The 21,344-nt window shown below is 70.1% G+C and carries 20 protein-coding genes and 2 pseudogenes; 10 read left to right on the top strand and 12 right to left on the bottom strand.

Annotation, left to right across the window (positions count from 1 at the left end; all coding sequences use genetic code 11):
* The first annotated feature begins 48 nt into the window (after positions 1-48).
* A complete protein-coding gene (locus SMIR_RS04145; RefSeq protein WP_168488627.1) occupies positions 49-1,314 on the top strand; it encodes an IS701 family transposase in 1,266 nt (421 codons plus the stop codon).
* Between the two features lie 126 nt (positions 1,315-1,440).
* On the opposite strand, the gene SMIR_RS04140 is transcribed toward SMIR_RS04145, so the two are convergent.
* The 3 genes from SMIR_RS04140 to SMIR_RS04130 form a co-directional block, all read right to left on the bottom strand.
* Complete coding sequence (locus SMIR_RS04140) at positions 1,441-1,995, bottom strand: transposase (RefSeq protein WP_168500633.1); 555 nt, start codon at positions 1,993-1,995, stop codon at positions 1,441-1,443.
* A complete protein-coding gene (locus tag SMIR_RS04135; protein WP_282190374.1) occupies positions 1,965-2,522 on the bottom strand; it encodes a helix-turn-helix domain-containing protein in 558 nt (185 codons plus the stop codon). The genes SMIR_RS04140 and SMIR_RS04135 overlap by 31 nt, the downstream gene beginning before the upstream one ends.
* A 153-nt stretch (positions 2,523-2,675) precedes the next feature.
* Positions 2,676-3,746 (bottom strand): IS630 family transposase, encoded by a 1,071-nt coding sequence (locus SMIR_RS04130; RefSeq protein WP_168497310.1) that lies wholly within the window; start codon positions 3,744-3,746, stop codon positions 2,676-2,678.
* Positions 3,747-3,795: 49 nt separating this feature from the next.
* Between SMIR_RS04130 and SMIR_RS04125 the strand changes: the two genes are divergently transcribed.
* The 7 genes and pseudogenes from SMIR_RS04125 to SMIR_RS44825 all read left to right on the top strand — a co-directional run bounded on the left by SMIR_RS04125 (position 3,796) and on the right by SMIR_RS44825 (position 7,379).
* Positions 3,796-4,152 (top strand): hypothetical protein, encoded by a 357-nt coding sequence (locus tag SMIR_RS04125; protein WP_211118857.1) that lies wholly within the window; start codon positions 3,796-3,798, stop codon positions 4,150-4,152.
* A gap of 245 nt (positions 4,153-4,397) precedes the next feature.
* Positions 4,398-4,718, top strand: a complete 321-nt coding sequence (locus tag SMIR_RS44830) for a nitric oxide synthase oxygenase (RefSeq protein WP_422664395.1) — start codon at positions 4,398-4,400, stop codon at positions 4,716-4,718.
* A gap of 4 nt (positions 4,719-4,722) precedes the next feature.
* Entirely contained in the window at positions 4,723-5,325 is a 603-nt protein-coding gene (locus tag SMIR_RS04115; RefSeq protein ID WP_212726533.1) for a hypothetical protein, read from the top strand.
* Positions 5,326-5,514: 189 nt separating this feature from the next.
* Positions 5,515-5,943, top strand: a complete 429-nt coding sequence (locus SMIR_RS04110) for a potassium-transporting ATPase subunit C (protein WP_168497318.1) — start codon at positions 5,515-5,517, stop codon at positions 5,941-5,943.
* 65 nt (positions 5,944-6,008) lie between these two features.
* Positions 6,009-6,434, top strand: coding sequence for a DUF3592 domain-containing protein (locus SMIR_RS04105; RefSeq protein ID WP_422664394.1), 426 nt, complete (start codon positions 6,009-6,011; stop codon positions 6,432-6,434).
* Between the two features lie 364 nt (positions 6,435-6,798).
* Positions 6,799-7,023: pseudogene (locus tag SMIR_RS04100) on the top strand (class I SAM-dependent methyltransferase); the annotation flags it as partial.
* Complete coding sequence (locus SMIR_RS44825; protein ID WP_422664393.1) at positions 6,936-7,379, top strand: Ppx/GppA phosphatase family protein; 444 nt, start codon at positions 6,936-6,938, stop codon at positions 7,377-7,379. The pseudogene SMIR_RS04100 and the gene SMIR_RS44825, both read left to right, overlap by 88 nt.
* A gap of 408 nt (positions 7,380-7,787) precedes the next feature.
* Here SMIR_RS44825 and SMIR_RS04090 read toward each other — a convergent pair.
* The 6 genes and pseudogenes from SMIR_RS04090 to kdpB form a co-directional block, all read right to left on the bottom strand.
* A pseudogene (locus SMIR_RS04090) lies at positions 7,788-8,333 on the bottom strand (amino acid transporter); the annotation flags it as partial.
* Between the two features lie 149 nt (positions 8,334-8,482).
* Positions 8,483-8,845, bottom strand: a complete 363-nt coding sequence (locus tag SMIR_RS04085) for a hypothetical protein (RefSeq protein WP_248003231.1) — start codon at positions 8,843-8,845, stop codon at positions 8,483-8,485.
* Positions 8,846-8,897: 52 nt separating this feature from the next.
* Entirely contained in the window at positions 8,898-9,653 is a 756-nt protein-coding gene (locus SMIR_RS04080) for a GNAT family N-acetyltransferase (protein ID WP_212726532.1), read from the bottom strand.
* A gap of 60 nt (positions 9,654-9,713) precedes the next feature.
* The gene (locus SMIR_RS44820) at positions 9,714-9,791 is read right to left on the bottom strand and encodes a 50S ribosomal protein bL37 (protein WP_422664508.1); all 78 of its coding nucleotides are present in this window, start codon (positions 9,789-9,791) and stop codon (positions 9,714-9,716) included.
* A gap of 31 nt (positions 9,792-9,822) precedes the next feature.
* Positions 9,823-10,641 (bottom strand): SDR family NAD(P)-dependent oxidoreductase, encoded by an 819-nt coding sequence (locus tag SMIR_RS04075; protein WP_212726531.1) that lies wholly within the window; start codon positions 10,639-10,641, stop codon positions 9,823-9,825.
* A 342-nt stretch (positions 10,642-10,983) separates the two neighbouring features.
* Positions 10,984-13,137 (bottom strand): potassium-transporting ATPase subunit KdpB, encoded by a 2,154-nt coding sequence (gene kdpB, locus SMIR_RS04070; protein WP_168497324.1) that lies wholly within the window; start codon positions 13,135-13,137, stop codon positions 10,984-10,986.
* Between the two features lie 701 nt (positions 13,138-13,838).
* On the opposite strand from kdpB, the gene SMIR_RS04065 reads away from it, so the two are divergent.
* Positions 13,839-15,251, top strand: coding sequence for a GlnX family signal transduction membrane protein (locus SMIR_RS04065; protein WP_212726530.1), 1,413 nt, complete (start codon positions 13,839-13,841; stop codon positions 15,249-15,251).
* Between the two features lie 267 nt (positions 15,252-15,518).
* Here SMIR_RS04065 and SMIR_RS04060 read toward each other — a convergent pair whose 3' ends face one another.
* The 3 genes from SMIR_RS04060 to SMIR_RS04050 all read right to left on the bottom strand — a co-directional run bounded on the left by SMIR_RS04060 (position 15,519) and on the right by SMIR_RS04050 (position 18,513).
* A complete protein-coding gene (locus SMIR_RS04060) occupies positions 15,519-16,040 on the bottom strand; it encodes a hypothetical protein (RefSeq protein WP_212726529.1) in 522 nt (173 codons plus the stop codon).
* Positions 15,977-16,654 (bottom strand): serine hydrolase domain-containing protein, encoded by a 678-nt coding sequence (locus tag SMIR_RS04055; RefSeq protein ID WP_212726528.1) that lies wholly within the window; start codon positions 16,652-16,654, stop codon positions 15,977-15,979. The genes SMIR_RS04060 and SMIR_RS04055 overlap by 64 nt, the downstream gene beginning before the upstream one ends.
* Positions 16,655-16,920: 266 nt before the next feature.
* The gene (locus SMIR_RS04050) at positions 16,921-18,513 is read right to left on the bottom strand and encodes a Na+/H+ antiporter (protein ID WP_212726527.1); all 1,593 of its coding nucleotides are present in this window, start codon (positions 18,511-18,513) and stop codon (positions 16,921-16,923) included.
* Positions 18,514-18,771: 258 nt separating this feature from the next.
* On the opposite strand from SMIR_RS04050, the gene SMIR_RS04045 reads away from it, so the two are divergent.
* The gene (locus SMIR_RS04045) at positions 18,772-21,315 is read left to right on the top strand and encodes a sensor histidine kinase (protein ID WP_212728276.1); all 2,544 of its coding nucleotides are present in this window, start codon (positions 18,772-18,774) and stop codon (positions 21,313-21,315) included.
* Positions 21,316-21,344: the final 29 nt, after the last annotated feature.

Below are 21,344 nucleotides of genomic sequence, written 5' to 3'. Positions count from 1 at the left end.
GGTTGTGGTGGTGCGTGTCCTGTCGGCCCGGTGTGGCGTTGAGAGTGTGTGACTCCGGACGAGATTGCTGTGGTGCGTGGTGAGTTGGAGGCGTTCGCGGCGGAGGTGTTCGAGCCGTTCGCGCGCAAGGATCAGCGCCGGTGGGGGCAGGTTTATCTGCGGGGGCTGCTGACCGACGGGCAGCGTAAGTCGGTCGAGCCGATGGCCGCCCGGCTCGGGGAGGACGGCAATCGTCAGGCACTGGCCAACTTCATCACCACCAGCCCCTGGGACCCGGCACATATCCGGGCCCAGCTCGCCTGGCGGATGGAGAAGGTGATCGGGCCGGAAGCCCTGGTCTTCGACGACACCGGGTTCCTCAAGGACGGGACTGCCTCGGCATGCGTGTCGCGGCAGTACACCGGCACCGCGGGCAAGGTCACCAACTGCCAGGTCGGCGTCTCGGTCCACCTCGCGTCCGAGACCGCCTCGGCGGCGGTCAACTGGCGGCTGTTCCTGCCCCGGACCTGGGATCCCGCCTCACCGAAGGCCGATGCGGACAAGATCGCCCGCCGCACCGCCTGCGGCATCCCGGACGATGTCGGGCATGTGGAGAAGTGGCAGCTGGCCCTGGACATGCTCGACGAGACCCGCTCGTGGGGGATCGAGGTGCCGCTGGCCGTCGCGGACGCCGGATACGGCGACGCTGCCGCGTTCCGCCACGGACTGCAGGCCCGCGGCCTGAATTACGTGGTGGGGATCTCCACCACGCTGTCGGCTCAGCCCGCCGACGCGGTGCCGGTGGCCGAGCCGTACTCCGGGACCGGACGCCCGCCGGTGGCCAAGTATCCCGACAAGCCACGGTCGGTGAAGGAGTTGGTCATCGCGGCGGGGCGGAAGGCAGCTCGGCCGGTGCAGTGGCGTGAAGGCTCCCGGCCTGGCACCGGCCGCTCCGGCCGCAAGCGGATGTACTCCCGCTTCGTGGCCTTGCGCATCCGGCCTGCCGGACGCGAGGTTCGGCAGGCCACCAACGGCCCGGAGCTGCCAGAGTGCTGGCTGTTGGCCGAATGGCCTGCCGGTGAGAGCGAGCCGGTGCAGTTCTGGCTGTCCGACCTGCCCTCCGGCATGCCTCTGACCACGCTGGTCCGGCTCGCCAAGCTCCGCTGGCGCATCGAGCACGACTACCGGGAGATGAAGCAGGCCCTGGGCCTGGCCCATTTCGAGGGCCGGACCTGGGGCGGCTGGCACCACCACGTCACCCTTGTCTCTGTCGCACATGCCTTCTGCACTCTGCAACGACTGGCCCGGGCCCCAAAAGACACGGCGTCGGCCTGAGCCTCTACCAGGTCGTCCGCGAGCTACAGACACTGCTCGCGGTCTGGACCGGCGCCTGCCCGACCTGCCACCGCGACATACCAGCACCAATACAGACCTGACCAAGCCCTACTAGTGCTGGATTCCTCAAAGGAAGTACACATAGCGGCGGCGTAAACGCCTGGTGGGCGGTGCGGGTCTGCCCCAGATCCAGGGTCGGGCGCGGACGTTGAGCTGGGCCGTGGCCACTTCGGTGGCGTGGGTGATGTGGTCGCGGTCGCCGAAGGAGCGTCCGGCCAGGGCGGTCTTGCGGAAGATGCGCCACCAGCCCTCTTGGAGGTTGAGCCAGCAGGCGCCGACCGGGATGAACACATGCTGGATGCGGGGATGTTCCTCGAGCCAGGTCCGGGTGGACACGCTGTTGTGAGAGGACAGATTGTCGGTGATCACGTAGATGTCCCCGACGGGGTTGGCGTCCTCGACCAGCTGAAGGAACTGCTGGTAGAAGACACTGTTACGGGAGGTGGCCGTCATCGTGACCTCATGGCCGTCCCGGACGCGTAAGGCGCCGTAGACCCAGGTTTTCTCCGGTCCGCGGGAGTAGTCGAGCTCGTTTTTGATGCGGTGTCCGTCCGGCGACCAGCCCGGTGCCGGCGGGAAGGTGCGTGGGATCACCGGGCCGAGTTCGTCGGCGCAGACCACCGTCGCGCCGTCGGGCGGGCTGGTGTAGAGCTCGACGATCCGCGTCCTTTTCCCTCGAAGTCCACATCTCTCGAGCGGGTCCACGAGCGCGTGCGCCGCCAGCGCACCCCCTCGGCCAGCAGGATCCGACGCACCTGGGAGCGGCTGACCTCGATGCCCAGGTCCCGGGCCGCGGCGGCCAGCGCGTCCAAAGTCCACTCCGAGGGCCCCAACTCGTCCGCGGCCCACATCTCGTTCGACGGCTGCACCTCCAGCCGACCCGGCGGCGTCAGCTTGACCAGGCCGATGATCCTCGAGCGCTCGGCCTCGGTGATCCTTCGCTTGCGTCCCTGCCCGCCCAGATCCTCCAGTCCTTCCAGCCCCAAGCGGTTGAAGCGGTGCAGCCAGCGGCGCACCGTCTTCTGACCGCACCGCAGCTCGTCGGCTATCTGCGGGACCAGCCACCCGCCCCAGCTCAGCTCCACCATCCGGCAGCGCTCCACCACAACCTTCGGCGCCTTTCTGGCCGACGCCAGGCGGTGAACCACCGCTTGCTCGCCCTCGTCACGGCCCGGCCGTGCCCTCAGCACCACTACCCAGCACCCGCCCCCGAGCACCCACAACTGCCCCGCTACCAGCAGCTATACCCACCGAAAGAGGAATCCAGCACTAGTGCTGCTCCGCGTTAGTTCGTGGAGGTGTCATGCGGCTTTGAGTGGCCTGGCGTCGTAGGTCCAGCGGTAGGGCTTGGCGGTGGTGTTGTGCGCGATCACGTAGGCGTCCATTTTGTCGATGAGGTCGTCGCGGCTGGGGAAGTCGCCGTGTCGTAGAACCCGGCGGGTCAGGGCTGAGAAGAAGAGTTCGACCTGGTTGAGCCAGGAGGCGTGCGGCGGGGTCCAGTGCACGTGCCAGCGGGGGTGGTCGGCCAGCCATGCCTTGGTTGTCCGTGCGATGTGGGAGGCGCCGTTGTCCAGCACGACGTGGATGGCGTGGCACGGGTTGATGGTCCGCTCGAGCATCCGCAGGAAGTCGATGAAGGTCGCTGCGTTGTTGCGGGCGATGGGCTGCGTGAGGACCTCGCCGGTGCGCACATTGAGCGCGGCGCTGATCGAGACGGTGCCGTGGCGGATGTACTCAAATTCCTGGCGGGACGGCCGGCCGGGTCCGGCGGGACGGCCGGGGTGCTTGCGGGAGCGGGCGGCGATGGCGGTCTTCTCGTCGATGGACAGCACCACCGCGTCGTTTGGCGGGTTGAGGTAGAGATTGCAGATGTCGGCGGCCCGTTCCCAGAACTGGGGATTGTCGCGGCGGGTGAGCCAGCCGCGGACTTTGTGCGGCTTGAGGTCCAGGCCGGCCAGGATCCGGCCGACCTGGGACGGGGAGATAGCGGCGGACGTAGTGTCCGCGACCAGGGTGGCGATGGTCCGGTGCGTCCATGTCGACTCCGGGTGGGTCGGTGCACTGGTCGCGGAAGCCACCACGGCCAGCCGCACCCGGCTGTCGTAAAGGCGGGGCCGCCCTGGGCGTGGAGCGTCTTTGAGTCCCTCCATCCCGGCGGCGGTGAACCTCCCTCGCCACTTGCGGACCGTGTTCACGCTGACTCCCAGCGTGCGGGCGATCGCCGCGTTGGACGCTCCCGCAGCGGCAGCGAGCACAATCTTCGCCCGCAGCACCGCCCGCACTTGCCCGCGCGTGGAGCCGGCAAGGCTTGTCAGCCGCGCTCGTAACGCCTCGTCCAGCACCACCGACACTGCCTGCCTGTTCCCGCCCATGACTGGTGATCATGGCGCAGCGCGATCGTTGCCGGGCAGGATGGGGACCGTGCCGAAGAACCCGCCCGAGTCCATGCAGCACCACCTCCGCGTCCGCCTGCGCGACCGCGCGCGGGAACGCTGGCCCCAACTCTCGGGCATCCAGGTCCGTTTTCGGACCGGATTCGCCTACGTGGCAGGCGAAATGCCGGGCATAGAGGAACCGCTGCCACTGTGCCGTCTGCGCTTCACCGGCGTCCTGCACACCTGGGGCTTTGCCATCTACCTCGCCAGCAGCAGCAAATACCAAGACAACTTCCTTCCTACCGGCCTGCCATTCGGCTCACCCGAAGAAGCGCTCGACTGTGCATGCGGTCTCTACCTCAACGACCCCACCGCCTGGACCACACCACCCTCCACGAACTAACGCGGAGCAGCACTAGCTTCATTGAAGGGCCCATGACATGGAATGCGATTCCCCTTAGCGGTTCCTTAACCGAGCCTTCGAAGTTGGGTGGGGTTTGCGGTTGGCCTGCCTCGTCGTCACTGACGGTGAGAGTGAGGTGAGTTGAGCGCCTGCCCCCGGCTCGATACGTAGGCGGCGAAAACGCCGATCCGGCAGTGCGCGGACCGCTCGGCAGTGCCGGAATACCACCGCTGCACCCCGGTGAGATGACGTCCTTCTTGATGAACTCCGAGTCATTCGCGATCAGGACGCCGTCTGAATCGCCGGTTGCTCGCTCGCCACGTCATCCTGCCGGTCGCCTCGGAGCTCCTCGTGGTCCCATCGGCTCCACGACAGCGCCGCCGCACCTCTACCCGGCCCGACTGCTCGCTCACCCGCGCGGCTGCCCGGCCGACTGGTCCGCCATCGTGCCGGCCACCAGCGGCTCCACCACTCCGGTCTGGCAACGCCGATATGAGCCCACCAGGTCGCTCCCCAACTTCTCTCCCCACCCGGTGCCCTGGCCGACCGGCGGTGCCGAGGGATGAACGGGTGCAGCTCAGCTTGTTCGTGGTGCCGACCGGGGCGGTTCTCAACCTCTGCGGCAGCGGCGTCTACGCGCTGCGAACGCTGCGCGGATCGGTCCGGCCCAACCCCGTCACCTGGCTGCTGTGGGCCCTCGCGCCAAGCGTGGCGTTCGCGGCCCAAGTCGCCCGCCACGTCGGCCTGCCCGCCCTCACCACCCTCAGCGTGGGGCTCGGCCCGCTGCTGGTCTTCCTGTGCGCCCTCAGCCGCCCGGGGTTCCGCAGCACCCGGCCGAACCCCACCGAGCTCTGCTGTGTGGTGCTCTCGCTGGGCGCTCTCGCCGGCTGGTGGATCACCACGGACCCCAACACCGCGCTCGCCCTGAGTATCCTGGCTGACGGCTGCGCCGCTGTCCCCACGCTCGTCAAGTGCTACCGGCACCCTGAGACCGAAGACCGCACGGTCTACGGCCTCAGGGCCCTCAGCGCGGCACTGACCCTCGCCACGCTGCCCGCCTGGACCTTCACCGCCGCAGGCTTCTCCTGCTACCTGCTGACGCTCTGTGGCACCTTGCTGACCCTGCTGTGCCGCCGGTCGGGCCCGTCCGGCATCGGCGCGCTCCCGCCCTGACCCTCTGCGGAGCCCAACCCACGTCCTCGGGCAGGGCATCACTCACCGCCTGGTGACCCCGGCCGCCGGCAGCCCCACCGGGCCCTCGACCCGCGCGAGTTGCCAGTCACGCGGGCGGGCCCGGCCCTGCGGATCCGCAGGGCCGGGCCCGCCGGGCCTCAGCTCGGGCCGTAGGTGGGTCCCGACCCGATGTGGCAGGCTAGAGCGAAGAATCTGCCACCGCTCGGCGCTTACCCGGCCGATCGAAACCTCGCGGTCCAACAACACGGCCGCCTCCACACGGCGACCGCAACCGCGGACCTGCTCGATGAGCGGGACCAGAGCGTGGGAAGCGGCACAGACCGGTCCCGGGCACAAGCGAACCAGGAGCCTACGCGGACCAGGACACCCGCGTCGGGAAGCGGTGCCGACGGGTGCAGATCGATCCGGCGGACCGGTGCGATCTCCGCAGCGCACGCCTACGAACAGGTGGCCCGCGTCGCGAAGGCCCGCCACCTCGCCCCCGCCATGGTCAAGGCTCGGGTGGCCCGGCACGTCCAGGGGCGTGTTCTGGGATTCCTGGGTCAGGAACACGTCAACGTCGTCGAACTCAACCACGATCTGGCCGGGCTGGTGTGACCACAATGTGACGGCGTCGGCGACGGCGGCCGAGGCGGGGACGAACACCGGAATGGGGGCGTGGCGTGGACATGGGGGCCGTGGCCGTACTCGCGGGGATCGCCGCGTTCGGCGGCATGCTGGCCGTCCTCGTGGGGGCCTATGGGCTGCGCGAGGCGCGGCGCGTGAGCAGGACGGGCGTGCGCGTCGAGGCGCTGGTCAAGAGACGCCTGGGAGAGGCTCCTGAGGAGTCGCCCCCGCCACGCCCGGTGCTCCAGTTCGTGACGGAGGACGACAGAGTGATGGAAGTGGTCTGTCCCGTCCCCTCCACCCGGCGACAGCCGCTCCGCGCCGGCGGCAACGTACTTGTCTCCTACGATCCGGCCGACCCGCGAAACGTCGTCGTCCAGGGGCGGGAACGCCTCGGCCCCGAACGCGTGTTCATCGCCGGGGGCGCCCTGATCGTGCTGATCTCGGTCGTCCTGCTCGTTGTCGCGATCGCGGGGCAGTGACAGATCCGGACTGATGCTCGTCGATGCCTCTTGCGGGCGAAGTCCTACGAGTCGTGGCTGGGCGTCAGCACTGTGGACTGACCGGCGGCTCAGGACTTCGGCTTGTCCGATGGGGTCCGCGCCGCCGCGGTCCGCCGTGTCGAGTGCCGCCCCGACCTGGTCGGCCAGTGTCACCACGACCGGACGGGCGGCGAGTGAGAGGGCAGCCCCGGATGGGGGCTGGAGCAGGAAACGGCTGTGGAACCGTCCGTTGTGGAAGACCCGCAGTTCCAGCTCCCCGCCCGGCAAGACGTCACGGTCGCGTTCCGGCGCCGGTGGTCCAGGCAATGGTGCCGCCCTCCGTCAGACGCGGCGGGTGCCCGAGCTGTCCGCCCGGCTCGCCGAACGCCTGCCGGACGCGGAGATCGTCGCCGTGGACATGGACCCGCTGCGCCTGGAGCTGGGTCGTACGCACCACGCGGGCGTCGCCCGTTATGTGGATGCCGTGATCGGAACCGACGGGTGGACCGATGCCCTGGCTCTGCAGCGTCCCTTGGACGCGGTCGTCTTGACCATCGCCCTCCACTACCTTGCGGAGTCGACCCTCCTCGCGCAGGTGGCTCGTGCCACCGGAGGGTTCTGCCCGGTGAGGAAGAAGCGCGCCTGGCCTATGTGGCGGCCCGGCAGTGGGCGGGTTCCGAGACCGGCCCGCCGCTGATGCTGGACATCGGCGGCGGCACCGTGGAGATCGCCTCGGGCCGGGGAGCCCAGCCCCGCAGCGTGCTTTCACTGCCGCTGGGTGCCCGGCGGATCACCTGGGACTGCCTCCCGGGTGGCACCGTCCCGTCCACGGAGTGTTTGGAGGAGGTCCGGGAGTACCTCGGCCATGCCTTGAGTACGGCGCCCGGCCTGCCGGTGGCCGCGCGGGACGGGCGCGTCGTCGCCTGCTCCAAGACCTTCGAGTAGCTCGCCCGGATGGCCGGCACTCCACCCCGGCGCAGAGAACCTCATGCCGGGTGGTAGCTGACGCTGCCCCAGTTGCGGCGGTGGATCCCGGTGCTGGCCGGAGCGGATCCCGTCCCGCGGACCCGCTTGCCGGGCATCTCCCGGCACCGTGCGGGGCAGTCCCTGGCAGGCGCTCTGGTTGCCGAGGCTCTCCTCTCGGAGTGCGAGGCCGAGAGCGTCGACATCTGCCCTTGGTCCACCAGGGAAGGACTGCTGTTGGAGCAACTCGGCGTGGTCTCCCCGGCACCCCGGCATGACCTGCCTCTCGTCGGCTGACCGGGCTCCCGTGAAGACGCGGTACGACTCCGTACGGCGTCCTACGGCTTCACTGCCGACATCGGTCGGGGTACCGGCCGTGCCGAACTGACGCGCGAGATAGATCCCGACCAGGACGACGGCGACGCCGATCGCCTCCAGGAAGCCCTTGAGGAACACCGCGCCGAGGAGCGCCACCAGGATGAGCGTGATCAGCATCTGCTTGTCGTGCAGTGTGCTGGTGAGGTGGGGGTTCTCGACCAGGTGGGTAGAGGCGTCCGCGGCCGACAGGGTGATGGTGATCAGGAAGTCGGTGGCGGCGAAGCCCAGGAGGGTCAGGACGAAGAGCTTGCCCTGCCAGAAGGTCAGGAGCCGCTCCAGCATCGCGATGGAGCCCTCGCCGTGCGGGCTCTCCTCGGCGACCCGACGGTAGACGGGCAGTGCCCCTGCCAGGGTGACGATCACCAGCACGATCGTGGCCACCGGTGACAGCAGCCCGGCCGCGAGTGCCGCGATGCCCGGCTGGTACCCCAGCGTGGAGAAGTAGTCGACGCCGGTCAGGCACATCACCCGCCACCAGCGCTGCCCCCGGTGCACGGGCTCTGGCGGGGCCTGCGGGCCCTGCGGGGTCTTGCCCATGTCGGACAGGCCTTGCAGCATCCACCCACGCAATCGATTCGTACGGGCGTGTTCTGTGGTGGCCGTCGGCGTGCTCCTGACGTACCGGCGATGTGGAGGGTTCCGGCCATCACGCGGACGGCTGGGCCAGCGTATGCAACCTTGCCGAAAGGGGCGCCGCGAGGGGTGTGTCAGGGGCGAATGCGCAGGGTCATGTCGTACGCCGTCTCGCGGCTGTCTTGGACGAACGTGACACGGACGAGGAGGACTTGCGCCTCTGAAGCAGGGGCGGGCTGGCCGGTGAGGGAACCTTCGGTGCGGATTCCGTCTGGGCTCAGGCCGTAGGCGCCGCCCCAGTCGAGGTATTCGTTGCCCAGGTCGTCCTTCGCCTCCAGGAAGGGCAGAAAGGGGGGCGCGGCGCTGTCGGCGTCGGGCAGGGGCGGGGTGATCGAGTAGTGGATGGTGAAGGAGTCGTCCTGCAGTTTCAGCTTGCGGATCGTCAGCTCGTGGCCGCCGTCGAGGATCGGCAGGATGAGGAGGGGAACCCTGGTCACTTCGGATCTCTTTCCCGCGTGCGGTGTCTGGGGCCGTGCGGTGGTGTGGCTTCTATGCGGTGAGGCGGTCGTGCCGCGTGGGACTTCCGGCCATGTAGTGAACGTACTCGCGCTCCAATCGGAAACCGGCGGTCCAGGCGAGCAGGCGGCTGGGACGGTTGTCGCGGGAGCAGGACCAGCTCGCGGTGTGGCCGCGGGCCGCGATGTCCGTGCACAGGGCGGTGACGCAGGCGATGGCGAGGTGTTCGCGCCGGTGCTCGGGCACCGTGACGCAGGCGATGTCCTCGTAGGTGCTGCTCAGTAGGTAGGCGCAGGCGACGGCGAGGATGCGGTTCTTGTGGAGGGCGGCCCAGCCGAGACCGGAGGCAGCGAGAGCGGTCGGTCCGCCCCATGTGCCGTGGATCCACGCCGCATCGCTGCCGAGTTCGGCCAGGGCCGGGGCGTGCTCGGGCGTCAGCCGTCGCACCGTCACGCCCCACGGGAGACGGGGTGTCGAGGAGGGCGGAGTGCGCTGTACGTACACCATGCGCTCCCATGGGGTGACCTGGTCGAAGGTGGTGGCGAGGGCGGGGAGGAAGCAGTCGGCCAGCGGCGTGAGGTCGCCGGCGGTGAGGGCATCCGGGTCACCGCGCAGCAGGGCGTGGCCGGCACAGCGGACGGCGACGGTGCGGGGGTGTACCGCCCGGTCGGCCCACCATTGCCCGGTCCCGGTGGCCAGGGCGTGCTCGGCGAGGGCGGCGGGGCCGGGCGCCGCAGCGGGGAACCACCGGGAGAGGGCGGGCAGTTGGTGAGGAAGGAGCTGGATCACGGGGTTGCCTTTCACTGGGTACGGGGCGACCCCGGTGTGTGGTGGGGTCGCCCCTGGGGCTCAGCGCTGACCGGCCTTGCGGCCGTGGTTCGCTTTCTTCTTGCGGCGGCCCCTCTTCTTGCGGGCGCGCTTCGACATGGGCATCAACTCCGTTGTGTAGAAGGGAAGTTCAAGCGGTACGGCCGACGAGCAGGTCGGCGAGCTTGTTGAGGCGCTTGATCGTGCGGTCCTCGGTGGCCGCCGGAGCCGGTGCGACGCGCTCGGCGCGGTCGTAGTAGGCGCCGTTGACGATCTCGACGGTCGGGTCGCAGAGGCGGACCACGTACGCCGCACCCTCGGCCGGCGTGACGCCCTCGTGTGCGTACAGCGGCATAAGCGCCGTGTCGCACACACCCGGATGGACGGAGGCCGCGGTGACGCGGGGGTCGGCGGCGAAGACGGTGAGCGCGAGCTGCGACTGGGCGTAGGCGGCGAGCCGGGAGTAGCGGCGGGCGCGGTTGGGGTCGTTCCACTGGATGTTCGCGGTGCGGTGCAGGGACGACGAGACGTTGACGACTCGGCCGCCGGGGTCGCTGGTGAGCGCCGGTTCCAGCAGGCACGTCAGGAGGTAGTGGGCGAGGAAGTTGACCTGGAAGGCGATCTCGTTGCCGTCCGTGGTGACGGTGTGCCGCTCGGGCGCCGCGATGCCCGCGTTGTTGACGAGCACGTCGAGGTGCGGGTGTTCGGCGACGACATGGCTCGCCAGGGACTCGACCTCGTCGAGGTGTGTGAAGTCGGCTGCTACAGGGTGGAGTTGGGTGGCGTCGATGCCTGCCGTGGCGACCAGGCGGTCGGCGGCGGCGCGCGCCTCCTCGGTGGTGCGGCCGTGCAGCAGCACGGTGGCACCGCGTTCGGCGAGCTGCCGGGCGGTCTCCAGGCCGATGCCGGAGGTGGCCCCCGTGACGAGGAAGGTGCGGCCGGGAAGAGGGGAGAGGTCGTGGTCAGACATGGTCCATCCGGGGTTGCGGGCACGTCGGCGGCCCCTGCGCGGGGATGCCGAACATGTGCGGATACGAAGGACGGGGCGCCGGAACGAATCACGGCGCCCCGCGGGCTACGGACGACGCGTCGACGTCAGCGGAGAGCGGACGCGGGCGTTTCCGGGCAGCGCGGCGCACGACGGAGCGGCCGAGCGGGACTCGGCGGCCGGTCGAAGAGGAGCCAGGCGCTGTTCACAGGTTCCATCGAAGCGGTCCCGCACGCCCCGGACAAGCCGGAACCCCGTTCTCTGACGGGCTTCTGACGTGCGCATACGTGTCCTTGACGGCCGGGGCGCGGGAGCGTGCGCGGCTCAGCCAAGACCCGGCACCCCGGAGATCAGCAGATCGATCAGCTTGATGCCGACGAACGGCAGGACCAGCCCGCCGAGGCCGTACAGCATGAGGTTGCGTCGCAGCAGGTCGTGCGCCGAGGACGGCGTGTAGCGCACGCCCCGCAGCGCGAGCGGGATCAGCGCGACGATGATGAGCGCGTTGAAGATGATCGCCGAGGTGATCGCGGACGTCGGGCTGTGCAGGCCCATGACGTTGAGCGACTTCAGGCCCGGGTAGGCGCCCGCGAACATCGCCGGGATGATCGCGAAGTACTTCGCGACGTCGTTCGTGATGGAGAACGTCGTCAGCGCGCCCCGGGTGATCAGCAGTTGTTTCCCGATCTCGACGATCTCGATGAGCTTCGTCGGGTTGGAGTCCAGGTCGACCATGTTCCCGGCCTCCTTGGCGGCCGAGGTGCCGGTGTTCATGGCCACGCCGACGTCGGCCTGCGCCAGCGCCGGTGCGTCGTTCGTGCCGTCCCCGGTCATGGCGACGAGCTTGCCGCCTTCCTGCTCCCGTTTGATCAGCGCGAGCTTGTCCTCGGGGGTCGCCTCGGCCAAGTAGTCGTCCACGCCTGCTTCTTCGGCGATGGCACGGGCCGTGAGCGGGTTGTCGCCGGTGATCATCACCGTGCGGATGCCCATGCGGCGCAGCTCGGCGAAGCGCTCGCGGATGCCGTCCTTGACGACGTCCTTGAGGTGGATCAGGCCCAACACCCGTGGCCCGTCCCAGTCGTGCACGGCCACCAGGAGTGGGGTGCCGCCCGAACCGGCCACGGAATCCGCGAACCACCGTGCCTCGGACGGGACTTGGCCGCCGTACATCTGAACCCACTCGATGACCTGTTGGGCGGCGCCCTTGCGGATCGCGCACACCGCGCCGTTGTCCCAGCGCAGGTCGACGCCGCTCATCCGAGTCTGGGCAGTGAATGTCACCCACCGGGCGTGGCTCAGTTCGCCCTCGGCGGGCGCCCGTAGCCCGTAGCGCTCCTTCGCCAGTACGACGACGGAGCGACCCTCAGGTGTCTCGTCGGCCAGGGACGACAGCTGGGCGGCGACGGCGAGTTGGCCTTCCGTGATGCCGGGCAACGGCATGAACGCGGCGGCCTCGCGGTTGCCGAGGGTGATGGTGCCGGTCTTGTCGAGGAGCAAGGTGCCCACGTCGCCGGCGGCCTCGACCGCGCGGCCGGACATGGCGAGGACATTGCGCTGGACGAGGCGGTCCATGCCCGCGATGCCGATCGCGGAGAGCAGGGCGCCGATCGTCGTCGGGATGAGGGTGACGAGAAGAGCGACGAGGACGGTGGTGGACTGGGCGGCGTCGGCGTACTCGGCCATCGGCTGGAGGGTGACGACGACCAGTACGAAGATGATCGTGAGCGCGGCGAGCAGGATGTTCAGCGCGATCTCGTTCGGGGTCTTCTGACGCGAGGCCCCCTCGACCAGAGCGATCATCCGGTCGAGGAAGGAGTGGCCCGGGCGGGCGCTGACGCGGACGACGATGCGGTCGGAGAGGACGGTCGTGCCGCCGGTGACGCCGCTGCGGTCGCCGCCCGACTCGCGGATGACGGGTGCGGATTCCCCGGTGACCGCGGACTCGTCGACGGCCGCGACGCCGTCGATGACATCGCCGTCCGCCGGGATCAGCTCGCCCGCCTCGACCAGGACGACATCGAGCGGTTTGAGGTCGGTGGCAGCCACGGCCTCCGTCTCGGCGTGCCGCAGGTCGGTTCCGTAGTTCCAGTGACGCAGTCGTAGCGCGACCGTGTCCGTACGCGCTTTGCGCAGCGATTCCGCCTGTGCTTTGCCACGGCCCTCGGCGACGGCCTCCGCGAGGTTGGCGAAGATCACCGTCAGCCACAGCCAGGCGCTGATGACCCAGGTGAAGACGGCGGGATGGAGGACCGCGGAGAGGGTGGTGAGGACGGCTCCGACGGAGACGACGAACAGCACGGGGTTCTTGACCAGGACCCGCGGGTGCAGTTTGCGCAGCGCCTCGGGAAACGACTGCACGAGCTGCGCGGGCTCGAACAGCCCGCTCGATGCCCGGCGTTTCGCCCCTCCCTCCGATCCGGGCCGGGGCGCGCGCTGAGGGCGGGACGGCGGAGCTTGCTGGGGAGCGGCGGAGAACATGGGGACCTTCGTGCCTCGGTGGGGAACCGGGCCCACGCGCACAGAGGCACGCCGGCGACCGGTCGGGCTGACAGAGCGTGTGGTGGCCGCCGGGCTCTGCGGTGCCGGGGTCACGGCACCGCAGAGCTGCGCACGGGCGTCGGCGGCGCGATGACGACGAGAACGCCGCCGCGTGCTCGGCCGCCGGGAGGCCATTCGTACGTCTTCGGGGAGGAAGGCGTACGAGGATACTTCCGGGGTGAAGCCGTCATGTCACTGACGTCCGAGGCCTCTCCGGCGACCGAGGGGAAATCTAGCCCGGCCGCACCTTCGAAACGCCCGGGCGAGCGCGGAATTTGCGCCTCTCTTACGGCCGGTCGGAGGGCGACATCAAGGCCCCGTCAGGGTCGCCTCAGAATGCGTCAGGAGATCATCAACGGACGATGTCGGTGGCCGAAACCGGTCCCAGACTGAGCGGCACGAGGACACGGGCGACCGTCCGTGGCGTGACGTTGGAGGGCTCGTGACCTCCCCCAAGTTCTCGGCTTCGCTCGAACAGGGGGACCCCCATGGCCGTCACCACGCGCAGTCCTGAGGCGGGGGCCGGGACCAGCGCACAGCCACAGCACAGACCGGTCGCCCGGCCCGGGGGTGGACCCGGCCCGCGGCCCGGAGGGGGGCCGCGGCCGGGTGGCCAGGGGCGTCGCCTCCGTCGCGAGACCGTGGCCGCGTGGGCCGCTCTGCGCCGCCGCTACTGGGCCTCCCTGCCCGCGCGGCTGCGTCTCCTGCGCGTGGCCACGGTCTCGCTCGCCGCCGCCCTGGCCCTGTTGCTCGCGCTGGCCGGGCTCGCCGCGACCAGCACCTGGGACGCTGTCGCCGGCCGTGACGCGCCGCGCACCACCAGCGCGGCCGACCTCGACCTCGCCCTGAACGACATGGACGCGCAGGCCGCCAACATTCTGCTGTCCAGCGGGAACGCGGGCCAAGGGCGCCTGGCGACGCCGTACGAGAAGGCGGTCGGCTTCTACGGTGACGCCCGCCGCGCCATCGGCCACGACCTGCGCACGCTCGCCGTCGCCGCCCAGGGCGACCACACCGACGAGCACACCGTGGAGTCCCTGACCGACGACTTCGCCGAGTACCAGGAGCTGATAGGCCGCGCCCTGGAGAATGACAGCCGCACCGGCGGCAAACCGGCCGCACTCGCGGACTACCGCAAGGCCACCGACCTGCTGCGGAACCAACTCCTCCCAGACGCAAGGAAGTTGGTGGACTCCAACAACAGCGCGTTCAACACGCGGTACGCACAAGCCCGTTCGACCCTGGCAACCCAGCTCGTCGTCGCCGTCGTCCTCGGCGTACTGCTCCTCGTCTCGCTCGGCGTCCTCCAGTGGTACCTGGCCCGACGTTTCCACCGGATCCTCAACCCCGGCGTCCTGGCCGCCACGGTCTGCGCGGTGCTCGCCGTCCTGCTCGGTGTCCAGGCGCTGTCGGCCACCGCCGAGCACCTGCGCGGGGCGCGGCGTGATGCGTTCGACTCCGTCGTCGCGCTCTCTCGCGCCCGCGCGATCGCCTACGACGCGAACGCCGACGAGAGCCGCTATCTCCTCGACCCCGAGCGCCGGGACCAGTACGCGCAGGCCTTCCTCACCAAGTCGCAGGAGTTGTACGGGCTCAAGGGCGCGACCCTCGCCACGTACGACGACGAGCTGGCCACGACGTGGCAGGCATACGGCTCCGATCACGGCGACCTGCGCTTCACCGGAGAGTTCCGGCGAGAACTCGACAACATCACCTTCGCCGGCGAGCGGGCCGCGGCGGAGAAGACGGTCGAGACGTACGCCGTCTACCTGCGAGACGACCGCAAGATCCGCGCCCTGCTTGCACAGGGCAAGGAACGCGAGGCCGTCGCGTTCTGCATGGGCTGGGAGGCGGGTACGTCGAACGCCCACTTCGGGGCGTGGATGACGGCGCTGGACAAGGTGACGGACATCAACCGCCGGCACTACACCGCCTCGGTCCAGGCCGGCCGCTCGGCAGTGGGGGATCTGCTGCCCGGGGCCCTGGGAGCCCTCGTCTCGGCGGCCGCGCTCACCGCCCTCGGGCTGCGGCCGCGGCTCGCCGAGTTCCGCTGAGGCGCGGGGAGCGCTCGGCGCTGGCGGAACTGCTCGGTGATGCCCTCGGTGCGCACCGAGGGCTGGTCGTGCATCCGGTCCGGGGCCGTTCCGCCCTGGACCACAGAGTGCGCCCCTGACCGTCGCTGACGGTGTGGTCTTGATGGTGTGCTGCTTTCGCCTGCGCGAGACGCCCGCGCGCCGGCCCAGCCTGCCCGTTCTTGGGCGGCGGATACCTGGGGTTCCATCCCGTCGATCCGCAACGTGGCCTGCTCGCGGGTCAGTCCGTTACTGGGAGACCACGGAAACCCGATTGAACAACCGGCCGGCGAGGTCGGCCCCGACGATCACCCCACTCTCGTCGCGGGTGAAGAAGCCGCGTTGCCCCTTCAGGCCGCCGCCGGTGACGATGTATTCGTCCGCATCGCCGGGCAGCAGGCCGAGACCGGCCGGCGGTAGATCCGGGGGCAGTTCGGTGTCCGCCGCGCGGATCTCCGGCTTGATCCCGCATTCGATCGTCAACCCGGCCCCCTCCGTGGCGATGGTGAGCGTCATCATGTCGTTCGCGTAGCTCCCGACGATTTCCCGGGCCCGCTCCTCGTCGTAGGGGAGCGGCTCCGGGTCCCGGTCGACAGCCCCGAGGTAGTGCTCGAGCGCCCACCGGACTGCGGCCTGGTTGAAGGCGAGACCGCCTTCCGGGCCCGTGTTGGACAGTGCGACGACCGCGAAGTCGCGTTCGGGCACGATCAGCAGCTCGGCGAACTGGCCGTCGGCCGATCCACCGTGCCCGGCGGTGCGAACGCCGCCCACGTCGCCCAGGAACCAGCAGATGCCGAAGGCGTCGCCGAGCGCGGTGCCCCGCAGTTCGACAGGCCCAACGGCTCGAACAGAAGCGAGGTGATGGCCTGCTCGGTCAGCCCCGTGACCATTTCTATGATCCGCCCGGCCAGGTTGTACCCCAACTGGCTGTAGGAGGCCCGGGTACCAGGCGGCGCGATCAGATCCGACTCGGACATCCTTGCCACATACGCGGCCAGGGCATCGTCTCCCTCGCCGGTGTCGACGCTCATCCTCCAGTCGAAGCCCGCGGTGTGGTTGAGCAGTTGCAACACGGTGATCTCCGCCGCGGCCCGCTCATCCGGGAGCACGAGCTCGGGAACATACCGGCGCACCGGCGCGTCCAGCTCGACCCGCCCGTCCGTGACCAGGCGCATCAGCGCGGTCGCCGTGAAGGACTTCGTAACCGAGCCCATCACGAACAGCGTGTCCCGATCGACGGGCAGCGGATTCTCGACGCTCGTCACGCCATGGCACCCGTAGACCTCCCGGCCGTCCGCCCAGACCCCGACGGCAACACCGGGCACACCGATCTTCGCGGCCGCCGCCTCGACGAACTCCGACAGCGTGTCCTGCTCATCGCCCATGACAACTCCCTCATCGAGGAAGGAGAGGGTTCCCCCCCGTCTTCAGCCATGATCCTGGCCCGTCCCCGGCGTCGGCCGCTAGAAGATCGGGGAAGATGCGGGGCTGTTCTGGGCAGCCGGTCGGCCCGATGTGTGGCTCACCTGCCGGGAGTTGCTCCGGTCAGGAGTTGCACTGAAGGCGGCCGGCCGGCGTCATCGCTGCCGACCCGCCGGCCCAGTTGCTGAATCACCCACCAGCCGAGCCCCTCAGGCCGGGACACCCAAAATCAATCGCGGGGCTGCCCGTAGGCGTCCGCGAGTCGTGCCTCCTCCAGGTCCAGCGAGCGTTGCAGGCGGCGGCGGGTGGTGTCGCTGATGCGGTGTTCGTCGTACAGACGCTGGAGCTCGGCCTCCTCGACCGTGATCAGGTCGCGTCGTAGCTGGCGGTAGGTGAGGTCGGCGGATTCCGTCGGAGTGCCGTCGCCGTCGGCCTGCCCGAGGCGATCACTCGCGTCGTCGAGGCGGGCCGTCAGGCCCCGGCGGAGGCGGTCGAGGACGACATCGGGGACGGCCTCCAGTTCGGAGATCTCGTCCAGACGGCCCAGGCCCGCGTTCGCCAGGCTGCAGCGGGCCGCGGCCTCCTCACGTTCGGTGTGGTCGGGTTCGAGGGCGATGCCCGAGCGGCGGACGACGGAAGCCAGCGTGAACCCCTGGACGACGAGTGTGACGACCACCACCGAGGTGGTCAGGACGAGGACGAGGGGACGTTCCGAGAGCGTGGCCCCGGCCTTCGTCGTCACCGGGATGGACAGGGCGGCGGCCAGGGGGACTACGCCGCGGGTGCCCGCCCAGGTCAGTACGACCGGCACCCGCCAGTTCATGCGCTGGATACCGCCCTTGCGCTGCACCACCGCGGACAGCGGCGCCAGCCACAGCATGCGCATGGTGATCAGCGTGGCGGCGACGGCGAGCGCGTACAGCGGCCAGGCCCGGCTGCCGTCGGACAGGGCCCGCACCTGGGCCGGCAGAGCCAACCCGATGAGCGAGAACACCACGCTCTCCAGAAGGAAGACCACTGTCCCGTAGACGGCGTGCAGTTGGAGGCGGATGCGGGCGTTGGTGAGGCGATCGCCCCGGCCGCCGAGGACGACTCCGGCCACCACCACTGAGGTGACGCCCGACGCGTGCGCCGCCTCGGCCAGGACGTAGGCCGCGTAAGGCGTGACGAGGGCGATCACCGTCTCCAGGACCGGGTCCTCGGTGCGCCGCCGGATCAGCGTCACCACGCCCGCGACCGCCGCGCCGATGACCATGCCGCCACCCGCCAGCAGCGCGAACTCACCCGCCGCCGCACCCCAACCGACCGCTGCCGATGCCACGGCGACACTCACCGCGACCCGAAAGAGGACCAGGGAGGTCGCGTCGTTGAAGAGGCTCTCGGCCTGGACCAGGACCTGGACCTTGGGTGGCAGCGCCAGCCGTCTGCCGAGCGCGGTCACCGCCACCGGGTCGGTGCTCGCGAGCACAGCGCCCAGCACGAACGCCATCTGCCACGACAGTGGTGTGACCAGGGAAGCGACCGCCCCGACCGCGGCCGCCGAGGCCAGGACCAGGCCTATCGACAGCACCCCGACCGGTTTCCACACGGCGCGCAGCTCGCGCCAGGGCAGTTCCTCGGCGCTCGCGTACAGGAGTGGTGGCAGTACGACGAGGCCGATGATCTCGGGGCTGATCTGGATCTCCGGAGTGCCCGGTAGCAGTGCGACGGCGAGGCCCGCGACCACGAGCAGGGAGGGCGCGGGGATCCGCCAACGACGTGCGAAGGTGGCCACCACGGTGGCGAGGACCACGAGAGCCAGGACTGTCCCTACGCTGCGCATGCCATCCCTTTGGCCATGAGTAAGGAGACCTTGTGGCTCCCTGCCGACCAGACTTCCCGGCACACCGCCTTCACCCTATCGGGCCAGGGCCCGTCAAAGCAGTGTCAACGTCCACGTGACCGGCGCCAAGGATGCGTCAAGGAGCGCGCCGAACGACTCGCACAAGCGCTTCGGTGGGGGGAAGTAACCCTTCCCTCCGGGGAATTGATCTCCAGTGAGCGGAGCGCGTCGGCTGCGATGAGTGACGTACGGACCGATATGAGTGACGTACGGACCGGCTTGGGTGAGGTATGGACCGCCGCGGGTGACGTACGGCCCGGTCGGCTGAAGGTCTACCTCGGCGCTGCTCCGGGGGTGGGCAAGACCTACCGCATGCTCGACGAGGGGCGACGCAGGGCGGCGCGGGGTGCCGATGTGGTGGTGGGGTTCGTGGAGTGCCACGGGCGCTTGGGTACGGAGGCGATGCTCGACGGCCTGGAGGTCGTACCGCGCGCCCCCTGCTCCTATCGCGGCGGGGAGTTCGAGGAGATGGACCTGGCCGCGGTTCTCGCCCGTCGCCCGCAGGTCGCGCTGGTGGACGAGGTCGCCCACAGCAATGTGCCGGGAGGCGGTCGCAACGCCAAGCGCTGGCAGGACATCGAGGAACTGCTCGCCGCCGGGATCGACGTCATCACAGCCCTCAACATCCAGCACCTGGAGTCCCTCAACGACGTCGTCGAGAAGATCACGCGGGTACCGCAGCACGAGACGGTGCCCGACGAGGTCGTACGACGCGCGCAGCAGATCGAACTGGTGGACATTCCGCCGGAGGGGCTGCGACGCCGGATGGCGCACGGCAACATCTACGCGCCAGAGAAGGTCGATGCCGCTCTCGCCAACTACTTCCGCCCCGGCAACCTGACCGCCCTGCGCCAACTGGCCCTGCTGTGGGTGGCCGACCGGGTGGACGAGGCGCTCCAGTCGTACCGCTCCGAGCACGGCATCGGCGGGGTGTGGGAGACCCGGGAGCGGGTCGTGGTCGCGCTCACCGGGGGGCCCGAGGGAGACACCCTCATCCGGCGGGCCGCCCGGATCGCCGACCGGTCGGCGGGCGGCGATCTGCTCGCCGTGCACGTGACCCGCAGCGACGGTCTCGCCGCGGGCACCTCGCACGCCTCACTCGCCCGGCAGCGGCGGCTCATCGAGGACCTGGGCGGGAGCTACCACTCGGTCGTCGGCGACGACGTGCCGACCGCCCTCGTCGACTTCGCCCGCGCCGAGAACGCCACCCAACTCGTCCTCGGCACCAGCCGCCGGGGCCGCGTCGAACGCTTCGTCACCGGGCGAGGCACCGGCGAGACGGTCGTCGAACTCTCCGGCGACATCGACATCCACACGGTCACGCACGAACGCGCCGGACGCGGCACGCTGCTGCCCTCCCGCCGCCGTACCCTCTCGACCGTACGCAGGATCGCGGGCCCGGTGGCCGGGCTGCTGCTGCCCGTGGCGCTCACCTTCCTGCTCGATCTCGACTGGGCCCGGGACCGGCTCAACCTCACCAGCGAGGCACTGCTGTTCCTGCTCACCGTGGTGGGTGTGGCCTGCATAGGCGGGGTCGTCTCGGCGGTGATCGCCTCGGTCACGGCGTCCCTGCTGCTCAACTACTGGTTCATCCCGCCCGTCGGCCAGTTCACGCTGGACGACCCGAACGCGTTGCTGGCGCTGGCGGTCTTCGTGGTGGTTGCCGCAGTAGTGGCTGCCGTCGTGGACCGCTCGCTGCGCCTGTCGCGGCGCTCGGCGCGGGCCACCGCCGAGGCGGAGACCATGTCGTCGCTCGCCGGCAGCATCGTGCGCGGTGGTGCGACGATCCCGGCGCTGGTGGAACGGACCCGCGAGACGTTCGGCATGGACTCCGCGGAGCTGGTGGACGAGCCGCCCGGAGAGGACCGCGTGACAGCCGTGCCCGCGGGGCCCGGCGCCTTCCTGGTCCTGCGCGGTCGCACCCTTCCGTCGTCCGAGCGGCGTGTGCTTGCCGCCTTCGCCGCGCACGTGGGGTCGGCGGTCGAGCGGGCCAGGCTCGCCGAGGCCGCTGCTGAGGTCGAACCGGTCAAGGCCGCCGACCGGATGCGTACGGCGCTGCTGCGGGCGGTCGGCCACGACCTGCGGACCCCGCTCGCCGCCGGCTGGGCGGCCGTCGCCTCGCTGCGCAGCCGGGACGTCGACTTCTCCGACGAGGACCGGGACGAACTCCTCGCCACCGCGGACGAGTCCATGGCCAAGCTCAACCGCCTGGTCGAGAACCTCCTCGACCTCAGCCGCCTCCAGGCGGGCGCGCTCACGCTGAACCTGCGGGCCACGGCATTGGAAGAGGTCCTCCCGGCCGCGCTGGCCGACACCGCCGAAGTCGAGGTGGGGGACCTGGAGGAGGTTCCGGCCGTGCTGGCCGATCCACCCTTGTTGGAGCGGGTGATCGCCAACCTCGTCGCCAACGCCGCCCGCCACAGTCCGGCCGGGCGCAAGGTGCTGCTGACCGCCAGCGCCCACGCGGGCCGCGTCGAAGTCCGTGTCGTCGACCGCGGCCCCGGCCTGCCCCCCAATGACCGTGACCGCCTCTTCGAGCCCTTCCAGCGTCTGGGCGACACCGACAACACCACTGGCCTCGGTCTGGGCCTGGCACTCTCGCGAGGCCTGACCGAGGCGATGGACGGCACGCTCACCCCGGAGGACACTCCGGGCGGGGGCCTGACGATGGTGCTGTCGCTGCCCTTCGCCGAGCGGGCGGAGCACCCTGGTGGTACGCAGAGCGTAGGAGGCAGCGTATGAGCCCCGAAAGCGGCGTACCAGGAGGCGGG

The sequence above is a fragment of the Streptomyces mirabilis genome (genome assembly GCF_018310535.1).
Classification (GTDB): domain Bacteria; phylum Actinomycetota; class Actinomycetes; order Streptomycetales; family Streptomycetaceae; genus Streptomyces.
The sequence above is the reverse complement of the archived record's forward strand: the minus strand, read 5'-3'. Positions and strand labels throughout refer to the sequence as shown.